This window comes from Providencia sp. wls1922 (genome assembly GCF_009706505.1).
Lineage (GTDB): Bacteria > Pseudomonadota > Gammaproteobacteria > Enterobacterales > Enterobacteriaceae > Providencia > Providencia lanzhouensis.
This window is the reverse complement of record NZ_WLUG01000103.1, coordinates 1-17,023: the sequence shown is the minus strand read 5'-3', so window position 1 is coordinate 17,023 and position 17,023 is coordinate 1. Positions and strand designations below refer to the sequence as shown.

At 41.3% G+C, this 17,023-nt stretch carries 16 protein-coding genes; all 16 read left to right on the top strand.

The window, feature by feature from the left end; translation table 11 throughout:
• A partial coding sequence (locus tag GKR71_RS14445; RefSeq protein WP_230085093.1) for a PadR family transcriptional regulator occupies positions 1-567 on the top strand: 567 nt, incomplete at its 5' end.
• A gap of 347 nt (positions 568-914) precedes the next feature.
• The gene (gene glnA, locus GKR71_RS14440; RefSeq protein ID WP_154634478.1) at positions 915-2,324 is read left to right on the top strand and encodes a glutamate--ammonia ligase; all 1,410 of its coding nucleotides are present in this window, start codon (positions 915-917) and stop codon (positions 2,322-2,324) included.
• A gap of 164 nt (positions 2,325-2,488) precedes the next feature.
• Positions 2,489-3,538 carry a nitrogen regulation protein NR(II) gene (gene glnL / locus GKR71_RS14435; RefSeq protein WP_154634477.1) on the top strand — a complete coding sequence of 350 codons (1,050 nt, stop codon included), beginning with the start codon at positions 2,489-2,491 and terminating at the stop codon, positions 3,536-3,538.
• Between the two features lie 9 nt (positions 3,539-3,547).
• Positions 3,548-5,014 carry a nitrogen regulation protein NR(I) gene (gene glnG / locus GKR71_RS14430; RefSeq protein ID WP_154609484.1) on the top strand — a complete coding sequence of 489 codons (1,467 nt, stop codon included), beginning with the start codon at positions 3,548-3,550 and terminating at the stop codon, positions 5,012-5,014.
• A gap of 179 nt (positions 5,015-5,193) precedes the next feature.
• A complete protein-coding gene (locus GKR71_RS14425; protein WP_154634476.1) occupies positions 5,194-5,457 on the top strand; it encodes a helix-turn-helix domain-containing protein in 264 nt (87 codons plus the stop codon).
• A gap of 469 nt (positions 5,458-5,926) precedes the next feature.
• Positions 5,927-6,457 carry a fimbrial protein gene (locus GKR71_RS14420; protein WP_036948536.1) on the top strand — a complete coding sequence of 177 codons (531 nt, stop codon included), beginning with the start codon at positions 5,927-5,929 and terminating at the stop codon, positions 6,455-6,457.
• A 75-nt stretch (positions 6,458-6,532) separates the two neighbouring features.
• Positions 6,533-7,204: a fimbrial biogenesis chaperone gene (locus GKR71_RS14415; RefSeq protein ID WP_154599871.1), complete on the top strand. Its 672-nt coding sequence runs from the start codon at positions 6,533-6,535 to the stop codon at positions 7,202-7,204.
• Positions 7,205-7,228: 24 nt separating this feature from the next.
• Positions 7,229-9,718 carry a fimbria/pilus outer membrane usher protein gene (locus tag GKR71_RS14410; protein ID WP_036948531.1) on the top strand — a complete coding sequence of 830 codons (2,490 nt, stop codon included), beginning with the start codon at positions 7,229-7,231 and terminating at the stop codon, positions 9,716-9,718.
• Complete coding sequence (locus GKR71_RS14405; RefSeq protein WP_051422551.1) at positions 9,709-10,728, top strand: fimbrial protein; 1,020 nt, start codon at positions 9,709-9,711, stop codon at positions 10,726-10,728. Before GKR71_RS14410 ends, GKR71_RS14405 begins: the two co-directional genes overlap by 10 nt.
• 9 nt (positions 10,729-10,737) lie before the next feature.
• Positions 10,738-11,244 (top strand): fimbrial protein, encoded by a 507-nt coding sequence (locus GKR71_RS14400; protein WP_036948530.1) that lies wholly within the window; start codon positions 10,738-10,740, stop codon positions 11,242-11,244.
• A gap of 9 nt (positions 11,245-11,253) precedes the next feature.
• Positions 11,254-11,748, top strand: a complete 495-nt coding sequence (locus GKR71_RS14395) for a fimbrial protein (protein WP_036948527.1) — start codon at positions 11,254-11,256, stop codon at positions 11,746-11,748.
• A gap of 272 nt (positions 11,749-12,020) precedes the next feature.
• Positions 12,021-12,293 (top strand): helix-turn-helix domain-containing protein, encoded by a 273-nt coding sequence (locus GKR71_RS14390; RefSeq protein WP_154634475.1) that lies wholly within the window; start codon positions 12,021-12,023, stop codon positions 12,291-12,293.
• Positions 12,294-12,324: 31 nt separating this feature from the next.
• Positions 12,325-12,645: a helix-turn-helix domain-containing protein gene (locus tag GKR71_RS14385; protein WP_036948522.1), complete on the top strand. Its 321-nt coding sequence runs from the start codon at positions 12,325-12,327 to the stop codon at positions 12,643-12,645.
• Positions 12,646-13,238: 593 nt separating this feature from the next.
• A complete protein-coding gene (locus GKR71_RS14380; RefSeq protein WP_036948519.1) occupies positions 13,239-13,769 on the top strand; it encodes a fimbrial protein in 531 nt (176 codons plus the stop codon).
• A 59-nt stretch (positions 13,770-13,828) separates the two neighbouring features.
• Entirely contained in the window at positions 13,829-14,500 is a 672-nt protein-coding gene (locus GKR71_RS14375) for a fimbrial biogenesis chaperone (protein ID WP_036948517.1), read from the top strand.
• Between the two features lie 24 nt (positions 14,501-14,524).
• Positions 14,525-17,017, top strand: coding sequence for a fimbria/pilus outer membrane usher protein (locus tag GKR71_RS14370; protein ID WP_154634474.1), 2,493 nt, complete (start codon positions 14,525-14,527; stop codon positions 17,015-17,017).
• Positions 17,018-17,023 lie beyond the last annotated feature (6 nt).

Sequence of the window (17,023 nt, the reverse complement as noted above, 5' to 3'; positions counted from 1 at the left end):
GGTCGTCACGGTCGTGGACGTGATGAAGGCTGCCACGGCGAGGGTCGTCATGGTCGCGGACGCGGCAAAGGCTTACGTCGCCTATTTGACCATGGAGATCTGCACATTATGGTGCTCTCTTTAGTGGCAAAAAAACCAAGCTATGGTTATGAAATCATCAAAGACATCCAAGAAGCATCTAATGGCTTATATGTACCAAGCCCTGGGGTCATCTACCCAACCTTAACCCTATTAGAAGAACAAGGCTTTTTGGAATCCCAAATTGTCGAGCGTAATCGCAAAAGTTTCTCTATTACTCCAGAAGGGGCTGAACACCTCGCGCAGAATAAAGAAACTGAAGCCGTTATCAGCCGTAAATTAGCCAAAGCCCGTGAACTACAGCAAGGCACCAACTTATCAGAAGATATCGAAATGGCAGTGAGCCGTTTTAAAGCCCTGCTCCGCCACAAAATGGTGCTCAAACAATTAAATGAAGAACAAACTCATCAAATTGCGGCGATCATCAATGATGCCGTCAAACAAATTGAAGAAGTGAACGCGTTATTAACTGACAGTAATGACGAATAAACCTTTTTATATCTCTAAAAATACCAACGGTGTGGCGCCAATCAATGGCACTACACCGTTTTTGTTTCCGCTTTCCATTAATTGCACCACATTAGTGCGGTAAATCTTTTTCTTGCACCAATACAGCGCAATGATAGACTGTTTTTTAGCCTAATCATTGCCATCTTCTTGTCATCATCCCCATTTACGATGATTTTAAAAGTTGGCACGCTTTTCGCTTATATAACCCTAGAGAGCTTGCAATATTGTTAATGAAATAATCATTAATCTTGCGAAGCCAGATAAACCAACCCATGCGCACCTTAATTGCTGCGTGAGTTGATTAGACCCGACCAGGAGAGCCGAGAATGTCCGCTAAACATGTTTTATCGTTAATCGAAGAGCACAATGTTAGATTTATTGATCTGCGTTTTACTGATACCAAAGGTAAAGAGCAACACATCACTATCCCTGCTCATCAAGTTGACGAAGACTTCTTTGAAGAAGGTCAAATGTTTGATGGCTCATCCATCGGTGGCTGGAAAGGCATCAACGAGTCTGACATGGTATTAATGCCTGATGCATCTACCGCAATGTTAGACCCATTCTACGCCGATAATACCTTAATCATTCGTTGCGACATTTTAGAGCCAGGCACTATACAAGGTTATGATCGCGACCCCCGCTCTATCTCTAAACGCGCTGAAGACTTCCTGCGCTCTAGCGGCATTGCGGATATGGTGTTATTTGGACCTGAACCAGAATTTTTCGTGTTCGATGACATTCGCTTCGGCAACAGCATGCACAGCAGCTACTATCACATCGATGATATCGAAGCCGCATGGAACACTGGCACTAAATACGAAGGCGGTAACAAAGGTCACCGTCCAGCAGTGAAAGGCGGTTACTTCCCAGTACCACCAGTAGACTCATCACAAGATTTACGTTCGGCTATGTGTACCACGATGGAAGAGATGGGCTTAGTGGTTGAAGCTCACCACCATGAAGTGGCAACAGCAGGTCAAAACGAAATCGCAACTCGCTTTAACACCATGACCAAAAAAGCGGATGAGACTCAAATTTACAAATACGTTGTCCACAACGTTGCACACGCATACGGCAAGACTGCGACCTTTATGCCAAAACCATTAGTTGGTGATAACGGTTCCGGTATGCACTGCCACATGTCTTTATCTAAAGGTGGTGTGAACCTATTTGCAGGCGATAAATACGGCGGGTTATCTGAGATGGCGCTGTACTACATCGGCGGTATCATCAAACATGCTCGCGCACTGAACGCATTCACTAACCCAACGACTAACTCCTACAAGCGTTTAGTCCCAGGTTTTGAAGCACCAGTAATGCTGGCTTACTCTGCACGTAACCGCTCTGCTTCTATCCGTATCCCAGTGGTTGCAAGCACAAAAGCGCGTCGTATCGAAGTTCGCTTCCCAGACCCAGCGGCTAACCCATACTTAGCGTTTGCTGCTCAGTTAATGGCAGGTCTTGATGGCATCATCAACAAGATCCACCCAGGCGATGCGATGGACAAAAACCTGTATGACTTACCGCCAGAAGAAGCCAAAGAGATCCCAACAGTGGCGGGTTCTTTAGAAGAAGCACTGGCTGAACTGGATAAAAACCGTGAGTTCTTAACTCGTGGTGGTGTATTTACTGACGACGCTATCGACGCTTACATCGAATTACTGCGTGCTGATATCCAACGCGTTCGTATGGCACCACACCCACTCGAATTTGAAATGTACTACAGTGCGTAACACGCCGTTCCACTGATAGTCTTTGTTGCCGTGAAGCACTTGCCCCATCTTTGGATGGGGCCTTTTCTCTGCACCGAGTGATAAACAGCAAATATTGGCTTCGACGTATCGGTTAATCAGTAAATAACGTATAATGCACCAAAATAGTGCAGGAGCAATATTACATGAAAGCCGAGCATTTACCTGTCCCCGAACATCTCCTCGATTCCTTAATTAACAGCGTATTAGTGCTGGATTACGATTTAGTCATTCATTATGCCAACCATGCCGCCTTACAAATTTTGGCACAAAGCCCCCGTAAGCTCTATGGCACCCCGCTCCCGTTACTATTCAACTATTGTTCATTAAATGATGAACAGATGCTCAATAGCCTCAAAACCGGCCACAGCTTTACCGAAAACGAAGTGACACTAGTGCTTAATAACCACTCTCACATGATGTCTTTGAGTGCTCAGCCCCTATCCGACCAATTTATTCTTGTCGAGCTGTCCCTATTGGATAGCCAGCGACGCCTTAGCCAAGAGTTAGCGCAAAATGCCCAGCAGCTTGCTGCCCGTGAATTGATCCGTGGGCTTGCCCATGAAATCAAAAACCCATTAGGGGGATTACGTGGTGCAGCGCAATTATTGTCTAAGGCGCTGCCCGACCCGCAGCTAAATGAATATACCCAAGTGATTATTGAGCAAGCCGACCGCCTACGTGCCTTAGTCGATAGGCTACTAGGCCCTCAATATCCGGGACCGAAAACCGAGCAAAGTATCCATCATAGTGTGGAAAATGTGATGCGCTTAGTCGGGTTAGAAAAACCAGACAATGTCACGCTCATTCGCGATTACGACCCAAGCCTTCCCGATCTGGAATACTATCCAGACCAAGTGGAACAAGTGCTACTCAATATCACCCGCAATGCCTTGCAAGCTCTCGGCGATACGGGTGGCACCATCACTTTGCGCACTCGCACCGCATTCCAAGTGATGCTGCAAGGGGAGCGCTATAAGCTAGCTGCGCGGATTGATATTGAAGATAACGGTCCCGGTATTCCACTCGCTATCCAAGATACGCTGTTTTACCCGATGGTCAGCGGTCGCCCTGATGGCACTGGCTTAGGCTTATCTATCGCGCGCAGTCTAGTGGATCAACATGCGGGGAAAATTGAGTTTAACAGTTGGCCGGGTCATACCGAGTTTTCTATTTATCTACCCATCAAAAAATAGGAGATAGCCATGCAGAAGGGAAAAATCTGGGTTGTTGACGATGACAGTTCAATCCGCTGGGTACTAGAGCGAGCGCTCAACAGTGCCGAACTTAATTGCACCTGTTTTGACAGCGCCGATGCGGTGCTTGCCGCCCTCAACAATGACGTCCCTGACGTATTGCTCTCCGATATTCGTATGCCGGGCATGGACGGACTCGCTTTACTCAGCCAGCTAAAACAGTCCCATCCATTACTGCCGATTATTATCATGACCGCGCATTCCGATTTAGATGCCGCCGTTAACGCTTATCAATCTGGCGCTTTTGACTATCTCCCTAAGCCTTTTGATATCGATGAAACCGTCGCCTTAGTGGAACGTGCTCTAAACCACAGCCGTGAGCAAAACTATATCCGTGAACAAAACAATGCTGCTAGCGATAAACCGCAAGCCGCAGTGATTTCATCAACGATGATCGGCGAAGCCCCTGCTATGCAGGAGGTGTATCGGATCATTGGGCGCCTTTCCCGCTCCTCAATTAGTGTGCTTATCAACGGGGAATCAGGTACAGGTAAAGAGCTGGTAGCCCACGCATTGCATCAACACAGCCCACGCGCGAATGAACCGTTTATCGCCTTAAATATGGCGGCTATTCCAAAAGATTTAATTGAATCTGAGCTATTTGGTCACGAAAAAGGGGCTTTTACAGGCGCATCCCAAGTTCGCCAAGGGCGCTTTGAGCAAGCTAATCGAGGTTCACTATTCCTCGATGAAATCGGTGACATGCCTCTGGATGTGCAAACGCGCTTATTGCGGGTACTGGCTGAAGGGCAATTTTATCGAATTGGTGGCTATACCCCTGTTAAGGTCGACGTGCGGATTATCGCCGCAACACACCAAAACTTAGAAAAACGCGTGGAAGAAGGATTATTCCGCGAGGACTTGTTCCATCGACTGAACGTGATCCGCGTGCAACTTCCACCATTACGGGAACGCGTTGAAGATATTCCTCGTCTTGCCCATTACTTTTTGCAAAATACCGCCAAGGAGTTAGGGGTAGAAAGCAAAGTTCTGCACCCTGACAGCATTAAAATTCTTCAACGCTATTCTTGGTCGGGAAATGTGCGCCAATTGGAGAACGTCTGTCGTTGGTTAACCGTGATGGCAGCTAGCCAAGAAGTGCTTCCGCAAGATTTACCAAGCGATCTATTTAATAAGCAAGAATCCAACAAGTCAGCGAAAGATCCTGCTTCATCCGCCATCCATTCTCAAGATCCTAACCTCACATGGTTTGATCTATTAGAAAAATGGACTGATTCCGCACTGAACGCCGGCCAGCAAAATTTATTTAATGACGCCATGCCGTTATTAGAGAAAACCATGCTCAATTGCGCCCTCAAATATACCCACGGACATAAGCAAGAAGCAGCTCGCTTATTAGGCTGGGGTCGAAATACCCTAACGCGAAAATTAAAAGAGCTCGGTATCGAAGATTAATTTCTAGAAAGCTCACCATCTAGCAGCTATGATTTAATTAGGTTAACACGCGAAAAAACGTGTTAACTTTTCATTGGTTAATATTGATTATCAATAAAATATCATCAAAAAGCCGCACTAATTGAATATCGATGCTCGATAACCATCATCTGTCAATATACCGTCATTGAGGGTTTCCTATGAGCGAAAACCATACAATATCCGAAATTATTGGACATAAAATAACACTAATCCGTGAATATCATCATTTGTCATTAAAAGAACTAGCTGATGAAATTGGTGTTTGCGAATTTCAACAGCTGAAATATGAAAAAGGAAAGTCACGAATTCCCGTCGATAAACTAAAACAATACGCCGATTATTTTGAGATTAGTTTATTAAGCTTTTTTATATTTAGTGAAGCGGAGAAGAAATTTATCGTACATTATCTTAATAAAAAGTAATCACTATAAGATATACGCAAATAGACCAATCTTATTTCATGATTGAAATAGGATGATTTAACTTCATAAAAAATAAATCAATGTATAAATAAGAATATTGTTTTATGTCAAAACCTGCCATCAATATTTTACATTTACGATAAAATCTCACTCTCCCAACCCATAAAGCGTGTTTTTGTACAATCTCGCACTCTAAAATAAATCCTGACATTTAATTTTTATTTTCAATTCACATTGAAATTGAAATTATTAATATTTCAATTTTCCAAATTAACCTAAATAAAAACCCCACCCGTATAGTGAATTTAAAACAAAAATAAATAACCGTAACTCAAGATGAAATTTAAAATCTAAAAAAACACAAACTTGTTTATTTATAAAAACAAACACAAAATACTTAAGCTTTAATTCACAAGCGAAAAACATTCACGAAATTATATTTATATCGAACTCAGTTCGGAGAGTTAAAATGAAAAAACAGATTATTGCATCGTTAATTGCAACAGGAACTTTATTAATTTCTGCTAATAGCTTTGCCAAAGATGGTGATATTAATTTCACAGGCGAAATTATCGATAACGCATGTCAGTTAGCATCCGGTTCTGATGCGATTCAAGTGAACTTAGGTAAAGTCTCTAAAACATCATTAGCCAGTACTGGTAGTACTGCTGCTGCCACTAAGTTTTCCATTCAATTAGAAAACTGCCCTGCCGCAGTAACCACTGCAACGGTAAAATTTGATGGCGTTTCTTATGAAGGTGATAGCAGCGTTCTGCAGTTAACCAATGCGGGAGCATCTGGAATTGCTAAAGATGTTGGTATTCAGATCCAAGATGCTAAAGGGGTGACTGTTCCTTTATATACAGAATCCAATGAGTACACACTAAAAGAAACAGTTGTAAATAATTTAGATTTTACTGCACGTTATATTGCGATGTCTGATGCTGTCAGTGCTGGTTTAGCAAACTCAACGGCAACATTCACAATTAATTATAACTAATTTCAATTTAAGGTTTATAGGGATATAAGCCTTAGTGATTTATTTTTTGTTTTGTTATAACTCAGTGGTGGCTATATGAAATCAATAATTACTATTTTTATCTTTTTTTTCACATTTATCAGTACAGCCAATGCCGGTGTTATTATTGGTGGTACCCGCGTCATTTATCCTGAAGGAAAGAAAGACGTGAGTATTAGTGTGGAAAACCCAGATAAAATACCTTATTTAATTCAGTCATGGATTGAAAATGCCAATGAAGGTAAGCAAACGGACTTTACTATTACGCCACCACTTTTTCGTTTAAACCAAGAAAAGACAAATGCTTTACGAATATTTCTAACCCAAGACTCTCTACCAAAAGATAGAGAATCTTTATTCTGGTTAAATGTAAAAACAATTCCTGCAACAGAGAAAAAATCAGAAAACTCACTAAAGATCGCATTCAAAACTCAAATGAAATTAATTTATCGCCCTGATTCATTAACGAATGTCGATTTTAATGAAGAGCAAAAGAAACTTAAATGGTCGAAAAACAGTAAAGTAATCACGGTGAATAACCCTACACCTTATTATATGAATTTCCAGAGTATTAAATTTAATGGAAAGAGCGCAGAAAATATTTCTTATGTCGCACCATTTTCAGAGAAAAGTTTTAATATTAGCAATCCTGAATTACATGGAACCATTAAATGGGAAGTAATTAATGATTATGGCTCCGCCAATAATCCAGCAGAAATAAAAATATAGCCTTAAGGATAGTTAGGTTTATCTATGAAAATAAATAAAATATGCCTTAGCCTATTTTTATCTCTAGGCTATATTGCGACATCTTCGGCAGAAACGGACACCTATTTTGATCCTGAATTTCTTGAGCTACCGAATAAAGAATCCGTGGACTTAGAACAGTTTGAGCGTAATGAACAGTTACCGGGTCAATATTATGTGGACATCTACATTAATAAGAGCTTGATTGGCTCAAAAAGTGTTAGCTTTTCCACCAATAAAAATAATGAACTGGAGCCTTGCTTAACGCTCTCTGACCTGAAAGATGTTGGGGTTAAAGTCGGGGAATACCCTGAGCTGCAAGTCGCGGGTAACCAATGCATTAATTTATCTGCGATTCCTGATGCCAAAAGTGAGTTTGAATTTGGTTCTCAGCGCCTTTATTTAAGCATTCCGCAGATTGCATTGAACATGAACCCGCGCGGTTATGTGGATCTCGCAGCGATCGACAATGGGATCACCGCGCTGTTACTCAATTACAGTTATAACGGCTCGCGCAGTACCGATCGTAAAAACGATAAAAACAGCAGCAATTCCAACTATGTGAACTTGCGCCCGGGGCTGAATATCGGTCCGTGGCGTCTGCGCAACTACACGACGTGGCAAAGTAGTGATGGGCAACGCAATAAGTGGGACACGGTATATACCTATTTAAGCCGTAATATCAATGCGATAAAAAGCCAGCTGATCCTTGGGGACAGTTCATCACCGTCCGATATTTTTGACAGTGTGCCGTTTCGTGGAGTACAGCTCTCCACTGACGATGATATGAACCCAGAAAGCTTGCGTGGATATGCGCCAGTGGTACGGGGTATTGCGCGCAGTAATGCGCAGATCACCATTCGTCAAAACGGTTACACCATTTACCAAACCGATGTGGCAGCGGGTCCGTTTGAAATCAACGATCTCTACCCTACAGGGGGGAGTGGTGATTTACACGTCACGATTAAAGAAGCCAACGGTAGTGAACAGTACCAAATTATTCCGTTTGCCTCTTTACCGGTTTTACAACGTGAAGGGTATCTCTCCTATAGCGTGACAGGCGGGCAATACCGCAGTTATGACAGTAGCGTAGATAAAAAAACCTTTGCCCAATTTGCACTGACTTACGGGCTGCCTTGGGGGGTGACTCTGTTTGGCGGTAGCCAAGTCAGTGACAAATATCAGGCTTACTCCATCGGCTCAGGGCAAAACTTAGGGCGATTTGGTGCATTATCTATCGATGTCACCCACGCCAGTTCGACCCTCAGTAATGGTGAAAAAGAGAGCGGACAATCCTACCGTTTTCGCTATAACAAAAACCTGAATGATATTGGCACCAACATCGCTTTAGCGGGCTATCGTTATTCCACTAAAGGGTTTTATAGCTTGTCGGAAGTATTTGATGGCTATCGAAAAGAAGCATTTACCGCATTGCATGAGCGCCGCCGTAACCGCGGAGAAATTACCCTTAGCCAAAGCTTAGGGGACGGCTGGGGTTCCTTATCTGTCGGCTTTGTGAGCGAGGATTACTGGAATAGTGATCGCAAAACGCAGTCTACAACTATTGGCTATAACAATAGCTGGAACGACATTAGCTATGGGGTGAATTATAGCTATAACAAAAACACCAACCCAAATAACTACGATGGACGCAATAAAGACGATGACCACCAGTTTGCCTTTACGGTCAGTGTGCCATTTAGCCTGTTTGATAGCATTTTCTATTACAACTTTAACGGCACAAACAGCAGTAGCAATGGCTCCTCGGGCAGCATGGGAGTTTCAGCAACGCAACTGGATAATCGCTTGAACTGGAGTGCTCAGCAAAACTTCCCAACCCGCGATTCTGGGGCTTCCGGTAACTTAAATGCCAGCTACCGTGGACAATATGGAGAAGTCACTGGGGGTACGGGTTACAGCACCAATAATTACAACCTGTATTACGGTGCCAGCGGCAGTATGGTCGCCCATTCCGGAGGGGTAGTTCTCGGTCAGCAACTGGGTGAAACTGCGGCATTGGTGGAAATTCCCGATGCGGCTAATGTCCCTATTCTGAACCAAACTGGTATTCAAACTAACGGGCAAGGCTATGCGTTAGTGCCGTATGTCACTGCATATCGCAGCAATGGTATCCAAATTGATACCAGTAAATTGCCAGATGATACCGAAATGGAGTTAACCACCCAGAACGTGGCACCAAGCCGTGGAGCAATTGCCAAAGCTAGCTTTAATGCCAATGTGGGCTATCGCGCCATCATGACCTTACATTTTAAAGATGGCAAACCAGTGCCATTCGGTGCGCAGGCAGTTTTCCCAAGCAATAATCAGCTCAATGCGATGGTCGGTAATGATGGGGAAATTTATCTGTCAGGAATGCCGGAGAGTGGTTTATTTACGATTCAATATAACGATAAACAACAGTGTCAGGTGAATTATAACTTGGCGGGATTACCGAATTATATTGGTTTATATAAAACGGAGGCGGTATGCCAATAGCGAGAATATTTACAATGAAGAGATTGATACACAAATTAGCCACCATCATTACCTTATTTATCTTACCTTACTCTTTAGCAAATGCAGCAGGGTGTGTACCTAATTCTAATTTAGGTAAAACAGTTTACCTACCCGTAGATAATATTATTATACAGTCCGATGAGTCGATACCAGTAAATACGATACTAAAAAGCTACGAAGTTTATACTTATCCTGTAGGCCATCCTTATTACTTAAGTGGAGGAACCTGCAATTTTTCATTTAATTCTAAATATTTAAATGGTTGGGATCAATATGCCAGCAATAAAATTGCTCAAACAAACATTAATGGAATAGGTATAAGAGCAGCACCAATGAACAAGGATATTATCGGTTATTCAGTATCATTTACAACTAGTCCTATTCATGCCAATGGAAAAATGTCTATTCCTGGAGGGTATAACTGGAATGTCTATATTATTAAAACAGGTCCTATAAGTAATGCAAATGGACAGACTATCAAAGCGGGTCCATTTGCTGAGTTTTATACTTTCGATTACACAATAGACAGAAGACAGACCATCAGTAAATTGGCCATTCCAAATAATTTTCGTATTACCGTTGCTAGTTGCACAATAAATGGTTCAAATAATTTTAATATAAATTTAGGTGATTGGTTTGATACAAAATTTAATAAAATTGGAGATGTAAGTAATAATATTGATATTCCAATTTCATTATCTTGTATTGCAGGTACAAATATTAAAGTCACTGTCACTTCAGACAATATTGATGATGCAGCCAATGGCCGAATAGGCTTAACAGGCATAGATAAAGCCACCGGTATTGCAGTGCAGTTATTAAATAATGCTGGAGTAGCTATTACATTGAATCAACAAATTACTCAGCGGGATAACACTGCCCAAGGCAACTATATATTCGGTTGGAAAGCTCGTTATATTAAAACGGCTGCAACAGTCACACCTGGTATCGCAAATGCCAACGCCACAGTCAATATTACGTATGAATAGGTAGTTAAAATGAAAAAAATGCTCGCTATCTTACTACTTTTGAATATAACGATAACAGCTTACGCAGCAGATACTGTCTATTTAAAATTTACCGGAAATATTAAAGCAGCAACCTGTAATTTATCTGCTGGAAATAATATTGATGTTGACCTTACGAATATAGGTTTAGATTCCTTTATTTCTGCACAAGGCGCCTCACCTTGGAAACCGTTTACCATTGAATTAAAAGATTGCTCATCCTTTATTAATAGCGTGAAGCTCTCCTTTGCAGGAATTGCTGACAACGCAGATATCAATAGCCTATATAAAAACAGCGGCACTGCCACCAATATCGCCATTCAACTGCAAAGTGGTGACGGAGCAACGCCGCTAGGCAATACCAAGGTATTAACGGTTCCCACCAATGGGCAACCTTTGGTGAGTGTTCCCCTACGTACACGGGCATTTTCTTCACTCGGTAATGGTACCGCGGGCACCTTATCCGCCAATATTACTGCCACCATTACTTATCTATAGGAGCGAATAATGAAAATATTTTTATTCAGTGTATTGGGGTTATTAGCGCTACCTGCAATGGCAGAAACCGTCAATATTAAGGTACATGGCAATGTGATTGCCATGCCCTGCAAAGTTGAAAATACCAGTTATAACGTGGAGCTCGGTAAGATAAATCGTTGGAATTACCGTAACCCTGCACAAAGCCCATGGGTGGATTTTTCTATTAAATTGGTTGATTGCCCTGTGACAACCAAAAATGCCAAATTCAGTATTAATGGAACACCTGATGCCATCGACAATAACTATTTTGTGAATACAGGTAGTTCCACAGGCAGCTTGTTACATCTCGCGCAGACAAACAATAAAGCCACCATAAAAAATGGCAGTATGGTAGATGTGGCTATCAATAGCGCCACTAAAAGTGCCGAAATTCCACTATCGGCAAGAATGGTAAGTTTACAGCCTATGTTTATATCAGGAAATTTTAAAAGCCATTTAGAGTTTTCCGTTATATATCCTTAATAAAGGAATATGATATTCATATGGTTATCCGTTAAAGATAATCTTAATATAATGTTCTTATTATGAAAAACATTATAAATAGGATGAAAATAGCATTCTCTAATTGAAATTTTAATTATTAACCTCCATATAAAATGGATAACTTTAATTGATGTGATTTAAGTCAAGATATCAAGTTAAATACCTGATAAACATATCTTTGAGGTAATAATATTCATTTGCCATCTGTTAGTTTATTTAACATATCGCAAATAATAAAAAGAGGTGAATTAATGGAAAATAGCTATCCAGTCTCCGCTGTTATTGGATATAAAATACGAAAGTTACGTAAAGAAAAAGGGTTATCCCTACTCACTGTAGCTCAATCGATTGGAATTAGTGAACAGCAACAGCTTCGTTATGAACGTGGGAATAATCGAATATCGATTGATCAGCTCAAACAATATGCTATTTATTTCAATACGAGTATTAATGACTTCTTTTTATTTAATGAAAGTGAAAGGGAAAAAATAAAGCAGAGTCTTAAAAGATCTCCAAATATATAGTATTTTTACTTAATCAATATTGGTCATTATAATGAAAAAGAACACCTCCAAAATTGTTGGCGCTCGCATTCGCTCATTCAGAAAAGAGCAAAATATGAGCATTCAACAGTTAAGCAAATTACTGGGCATTAGCCAACAACACCATTCCCGCCATGAACTGGGCGATATGCGTATTCACGTTGATACCTTATATTCAATTGCTGAAATTTTAGACATCGATATTATAGAATTAATCTGTGACGGCACTGAACAAGAAGATGGTTTTAATTATGTCTGTAAGGCTGATCGCAGTCGTCGCTATCAGGCTGAATCTTTGATTTCACCAGAACAAGATTTTTCACTGTTTAAATAATACTCAAGCCACCTACCGGTATCTTTTTTATCATTGATACTGGCAGGTATCCTTTTAAAGTTTCTCTCTGACCAATATTAGCAAAAATAACCCCCATTAATGACAGACTAAAATTTATAATCATTTACGCTATTTCGGTATAGATACTCATCCTAAGACTAATTTCGATATTCTTATTGAGAATGTTAAGTTTTATTTTTCATTTTTAGATAATACATATTTGTCACTAATAACAAAACCGTATTCTCCCCTCAAATTTTACGTTTAAATAATCTCCATATGCGAGATAGTTTATAGTTTAAAATCATAAAATAATTATTTTTAGTTTTATATTGTTATTTTACTTTAGTTTAAATAAATGAAGCTCAATAAAAATACCTTATTTAAATAATGATACCAAATGCTAGCGCATAATGTGTTTATATAAAAATTAGTAATAACAAATTAAAAATATTGTTATTAAAATTCAAAATACCCCTATCTTGTTTATTTATAAAAATAGTCACAAAATACTCGTGCTTTGAGTAGATAAGCAAATTTATATATTCCCCCCAATTAAATTGAATATCGAATTAAGTTTCGGAGAGTAAAAAATGAAAAAACACGTCATTGCATCTTTAATTGCAACGAGCACCTTATTAATTTCTGCCAATAGCTTTGCTAAAGATGGTGATATTAATTTCACAGGTGAAATTACGGATAACGCATGTCAACTTGCAGCGGGCTCAGATGCTATCCAAGTAAATTTAGGGAAAGTTTCTAGAACGGCATTGCCAAGCACAGGTAGCACCGCCGCTGCCACTAAATTTACTATCCAATTGGAAAACTGCCCTGCGGCAGTGACCACCGCAACAGTAAAATTTGATGGTGTTTCCTATGAAGGCAACAACAGTGTACTTCAATTAACTAATCCAAATACCTCTGGTGTTGCAACCGGTGTTGGTATCCAAATTCAAGACGTTAAAGGCTTAACTGTCCCACTGTATACCGCTTCTAGCCCATACACATTACAAGAAACCGTTGTGAACAACTTAGATTTTACAGCGCGTTATATTGCGATGTCTGACACAGTGACCGTCGGTTTAGCGAATTCAACAGCAACCTTCACAATTAACTATAACTAATGATTAATTAAGGTTTATACGGATATAAACCTTAATTATTTTTACCCAGTGGTGGCAATATGAAAACAATTATCTCTGTCTGTATCATGTTATTTGCGCTCAGTCAGTCGGCCTATGCCGGTGTGATTATTGGGGGAACCCGCGTAATTTATCCAGAAGGGAATAAGGATGTCAGTATTAGCGTCGAAAATCCGGATAAAGTGCCCTATTTAATTCAATCATGGATTGAAAATGCCAATGAAGGCAAGCAAACGGACTTTACCATTACGCCACCACTTTTTCGTTTAAACCAAGAAAAAACCAACACATTACGTATTTTCTTAACCCAAAATACACTACCCAATGATAGAGAATCATTATTCTGGCTAAATATTAAAACTATTCCAGCCACTGAAAAGAAAACAGAAAACTCATTAAAAATCGCGTTTAAAACTCAGATGAAATTAATTTATCGCCCGAGTGCCATTAGTAAAGTCGATTTTTTGGAAGAGCAGAAGAAATTAACCTGGTTAAAAGACGGTCAATCGATCACCGTCAAAAACCCAACCCCCTATTATATGAATTTCCAAAGTATCAGTTTTAATGGAAAAAAAGTGAATGATGTCTCTTACGTGGCACCATTTTCCAGCAAGTCTTTCTCACTAATTAGCCCTGAACTGCACGGCACCATTAAATGGGAAGTGATCAACGATTATGGCTCAGCCAATAATCCGGCGGAAATAAAAATATAGCCTTAATGGCAATTAGGTTTATCTATGAAAATAAATAAAATATGCCTTAGCCTATTTATCGCCTTAGGCTATATTGCGACGTCCTCAGCAGAGCCAGACACCTATTTTGATCCTGAATTTCTTGAGCTACCAAATAAAGAATCGGTGGACTTAGGGCAATTCGAACGTAATGAACAATTACCAGGTCAATATTATGTGGATATCTACATTAATAAGAGCCTGATAGGTTCAAAGAGTGTCAGTTTTTCCAATAATGCCAAGAAAGAGCTGGAGCCATGCCTGACGCTCAGCGATTTAAAAGATGTGGGTGTGAAAGTTACAGATTATCCTAATCTACAAACCGCAGGGAATTCGTGCGTGAATCTATCCGCGATCCCCGATGCCAAAAGTGAGTTTGAATTTGGCTCTCAACGTCTCTATTTAAGTATTCCGCAGATTGCGTTGAATATGAACCCGCGCGGCTATGTGGATCTGGCGGCGATTGATGATGGGATCAACGCCCTGTTACTCAATTACAGTTATAACGGCTCACGCAATACCGATCGCAAAAACGACAAAAACAGCAGCAACTCCAACTATGTGAACTTACGTCCGGGGCTCAATATCGGCCCGTGGCGTCTGCGTAACTACACCACATGGCAAAGCAGTGACGGGCAGCGCAATAAATGGGACACGGTATATACCTATTTAAGCCGGAATATCAATGCGATAAAAAGCCAGCTGATTCTCGGGGATAGCACATCACCATCGGATATTTTTGACAGCGTGCCGTTTCGTGGGGCGCAGTTGGCGACCGATGATGATATGAACCCAGAAAGCTTACGTGGGTATGCGCCAGTGGTACGCGGTATTGCGCGCAGTAATGCGCAGATCACCATTCGCCAAAACGGTTACACCATTTACCAAACCGATGTGGCAGCAGGTCCATTTGAAATTAACGACCTCTACCCCACTGGCGGTAGCGGAGATCTGCACGTCACCATCAAAGAGGCCAATGGTAGCGAGCAATATCAAATTATCCCGTATGCCTCTTTGCCAGTTTTACAACGTGAAGGCTATGTTTCCTATAGCGTGACGGGTGGGCAATATCGCAGCTATGACAGCAGCGTAGATAAAAAACCGTTCGCCCAGTTCACATTGATCTACGGCTTACCGTGGGGGCTCACCGCCTTTGGGGGTAGCCAACTGAGTGATAAATACCAAGCCTATTCTGTGGGTGCGGGGCAAAACTTAGGGCGCTTTGGGGCATTATCTGTGGATGTCACCCACGCCAACTCCACTTTAAATAATGGCACCACGGAAAGCGGGCAATCTTACCGTTTTCGCTATAACAAAAACCTAAATGATATTGGTACCAACATTGCCCTCGCAGGGTATCGCTACTCTACGCAAGGCTTCTACAGTTTGGCGGAAGTGTTTGATGGCTATCGTAAAAGTGGATTTAGCCCACTGTATGAACGCCGCCGTAACCGCGGGGAAATCACCCTTAGCCAAAGCTTAGGGGATAACTGGGGTTCACTGTCTGTCGGTTTTGTTAGCGAAGATTACTGGAACAGTGATCGTAAAACCCAATCCACTACTATTGGCTATAACAATAGCTGGAATAATATCAGTTACGGATTGAATTACAGCTATAACAAAAATACTAACCCGAACATGAATAGTGGTGGACGCACGAAAGATGATGATCACCAATTTGCGTTTACAGTGAGCGTGCCGTTTAGCGTGTTTGAAGACACCTTCTATTACAACTTTAACAGTACCAGTAGCAGCGCCAATGGCTCGTCAGGGAGCATGGGGATTTCAGCAACCCAGCTGAACAATCGCTTAAATTGGAGTGCTCAGCAAAACTTCCCAACCCGTGATTCAGGGGCTTCCGGTAACTTAAATGCCAGCTACCGCGGGCAGTATGGGGAAATCACTGGGGGGACGGGATACAGCACCAACAATTACAACCTGTATTACGGTGCCAGCGGCAGTGTGGTCGCTCATTCCGGAGGGGTAGTTCTTGGTCAGCAACTGGGTGAAACGGCAGCCTTGGTGGAAATTCCCGATGCGCCTAATGTCCCGATTCTGAACCAAACCGGTATTCAAACTAACGGGCAAGGCTATGCCTTAGTGCCGTATGTCACCGCGTATCGCAGTAATGGGATTCAAATTGATACCAGCAAATTACCAAGTGATACCGAAATGGAGTTAACCACCCAAAACGTGGCGCCAAGCCGTGGGGCAATTGCCAAAGCCAGCTTTAATGCCAATGTGGGCTATCGCGCTATCATGATTTTGAATTTTAAAGATGGTAAACCGGTGCCATTCGGGGCACAGGCGATTTTCCCTAATAATAATCAGCTCAATGCCATGGTGGGTAATGACGGTGAAATTTATTTGTCGGGAATGCCAGAAAGCGGTTCATTTACCATTCAATATAACGATAAACAGCAGTGCCAAGTTTCTTATAACTTAGCAGGGTTACCGAATTATATTGGCTTATATAAAACCACTGCGGTTTGCCAATAAGGGGGA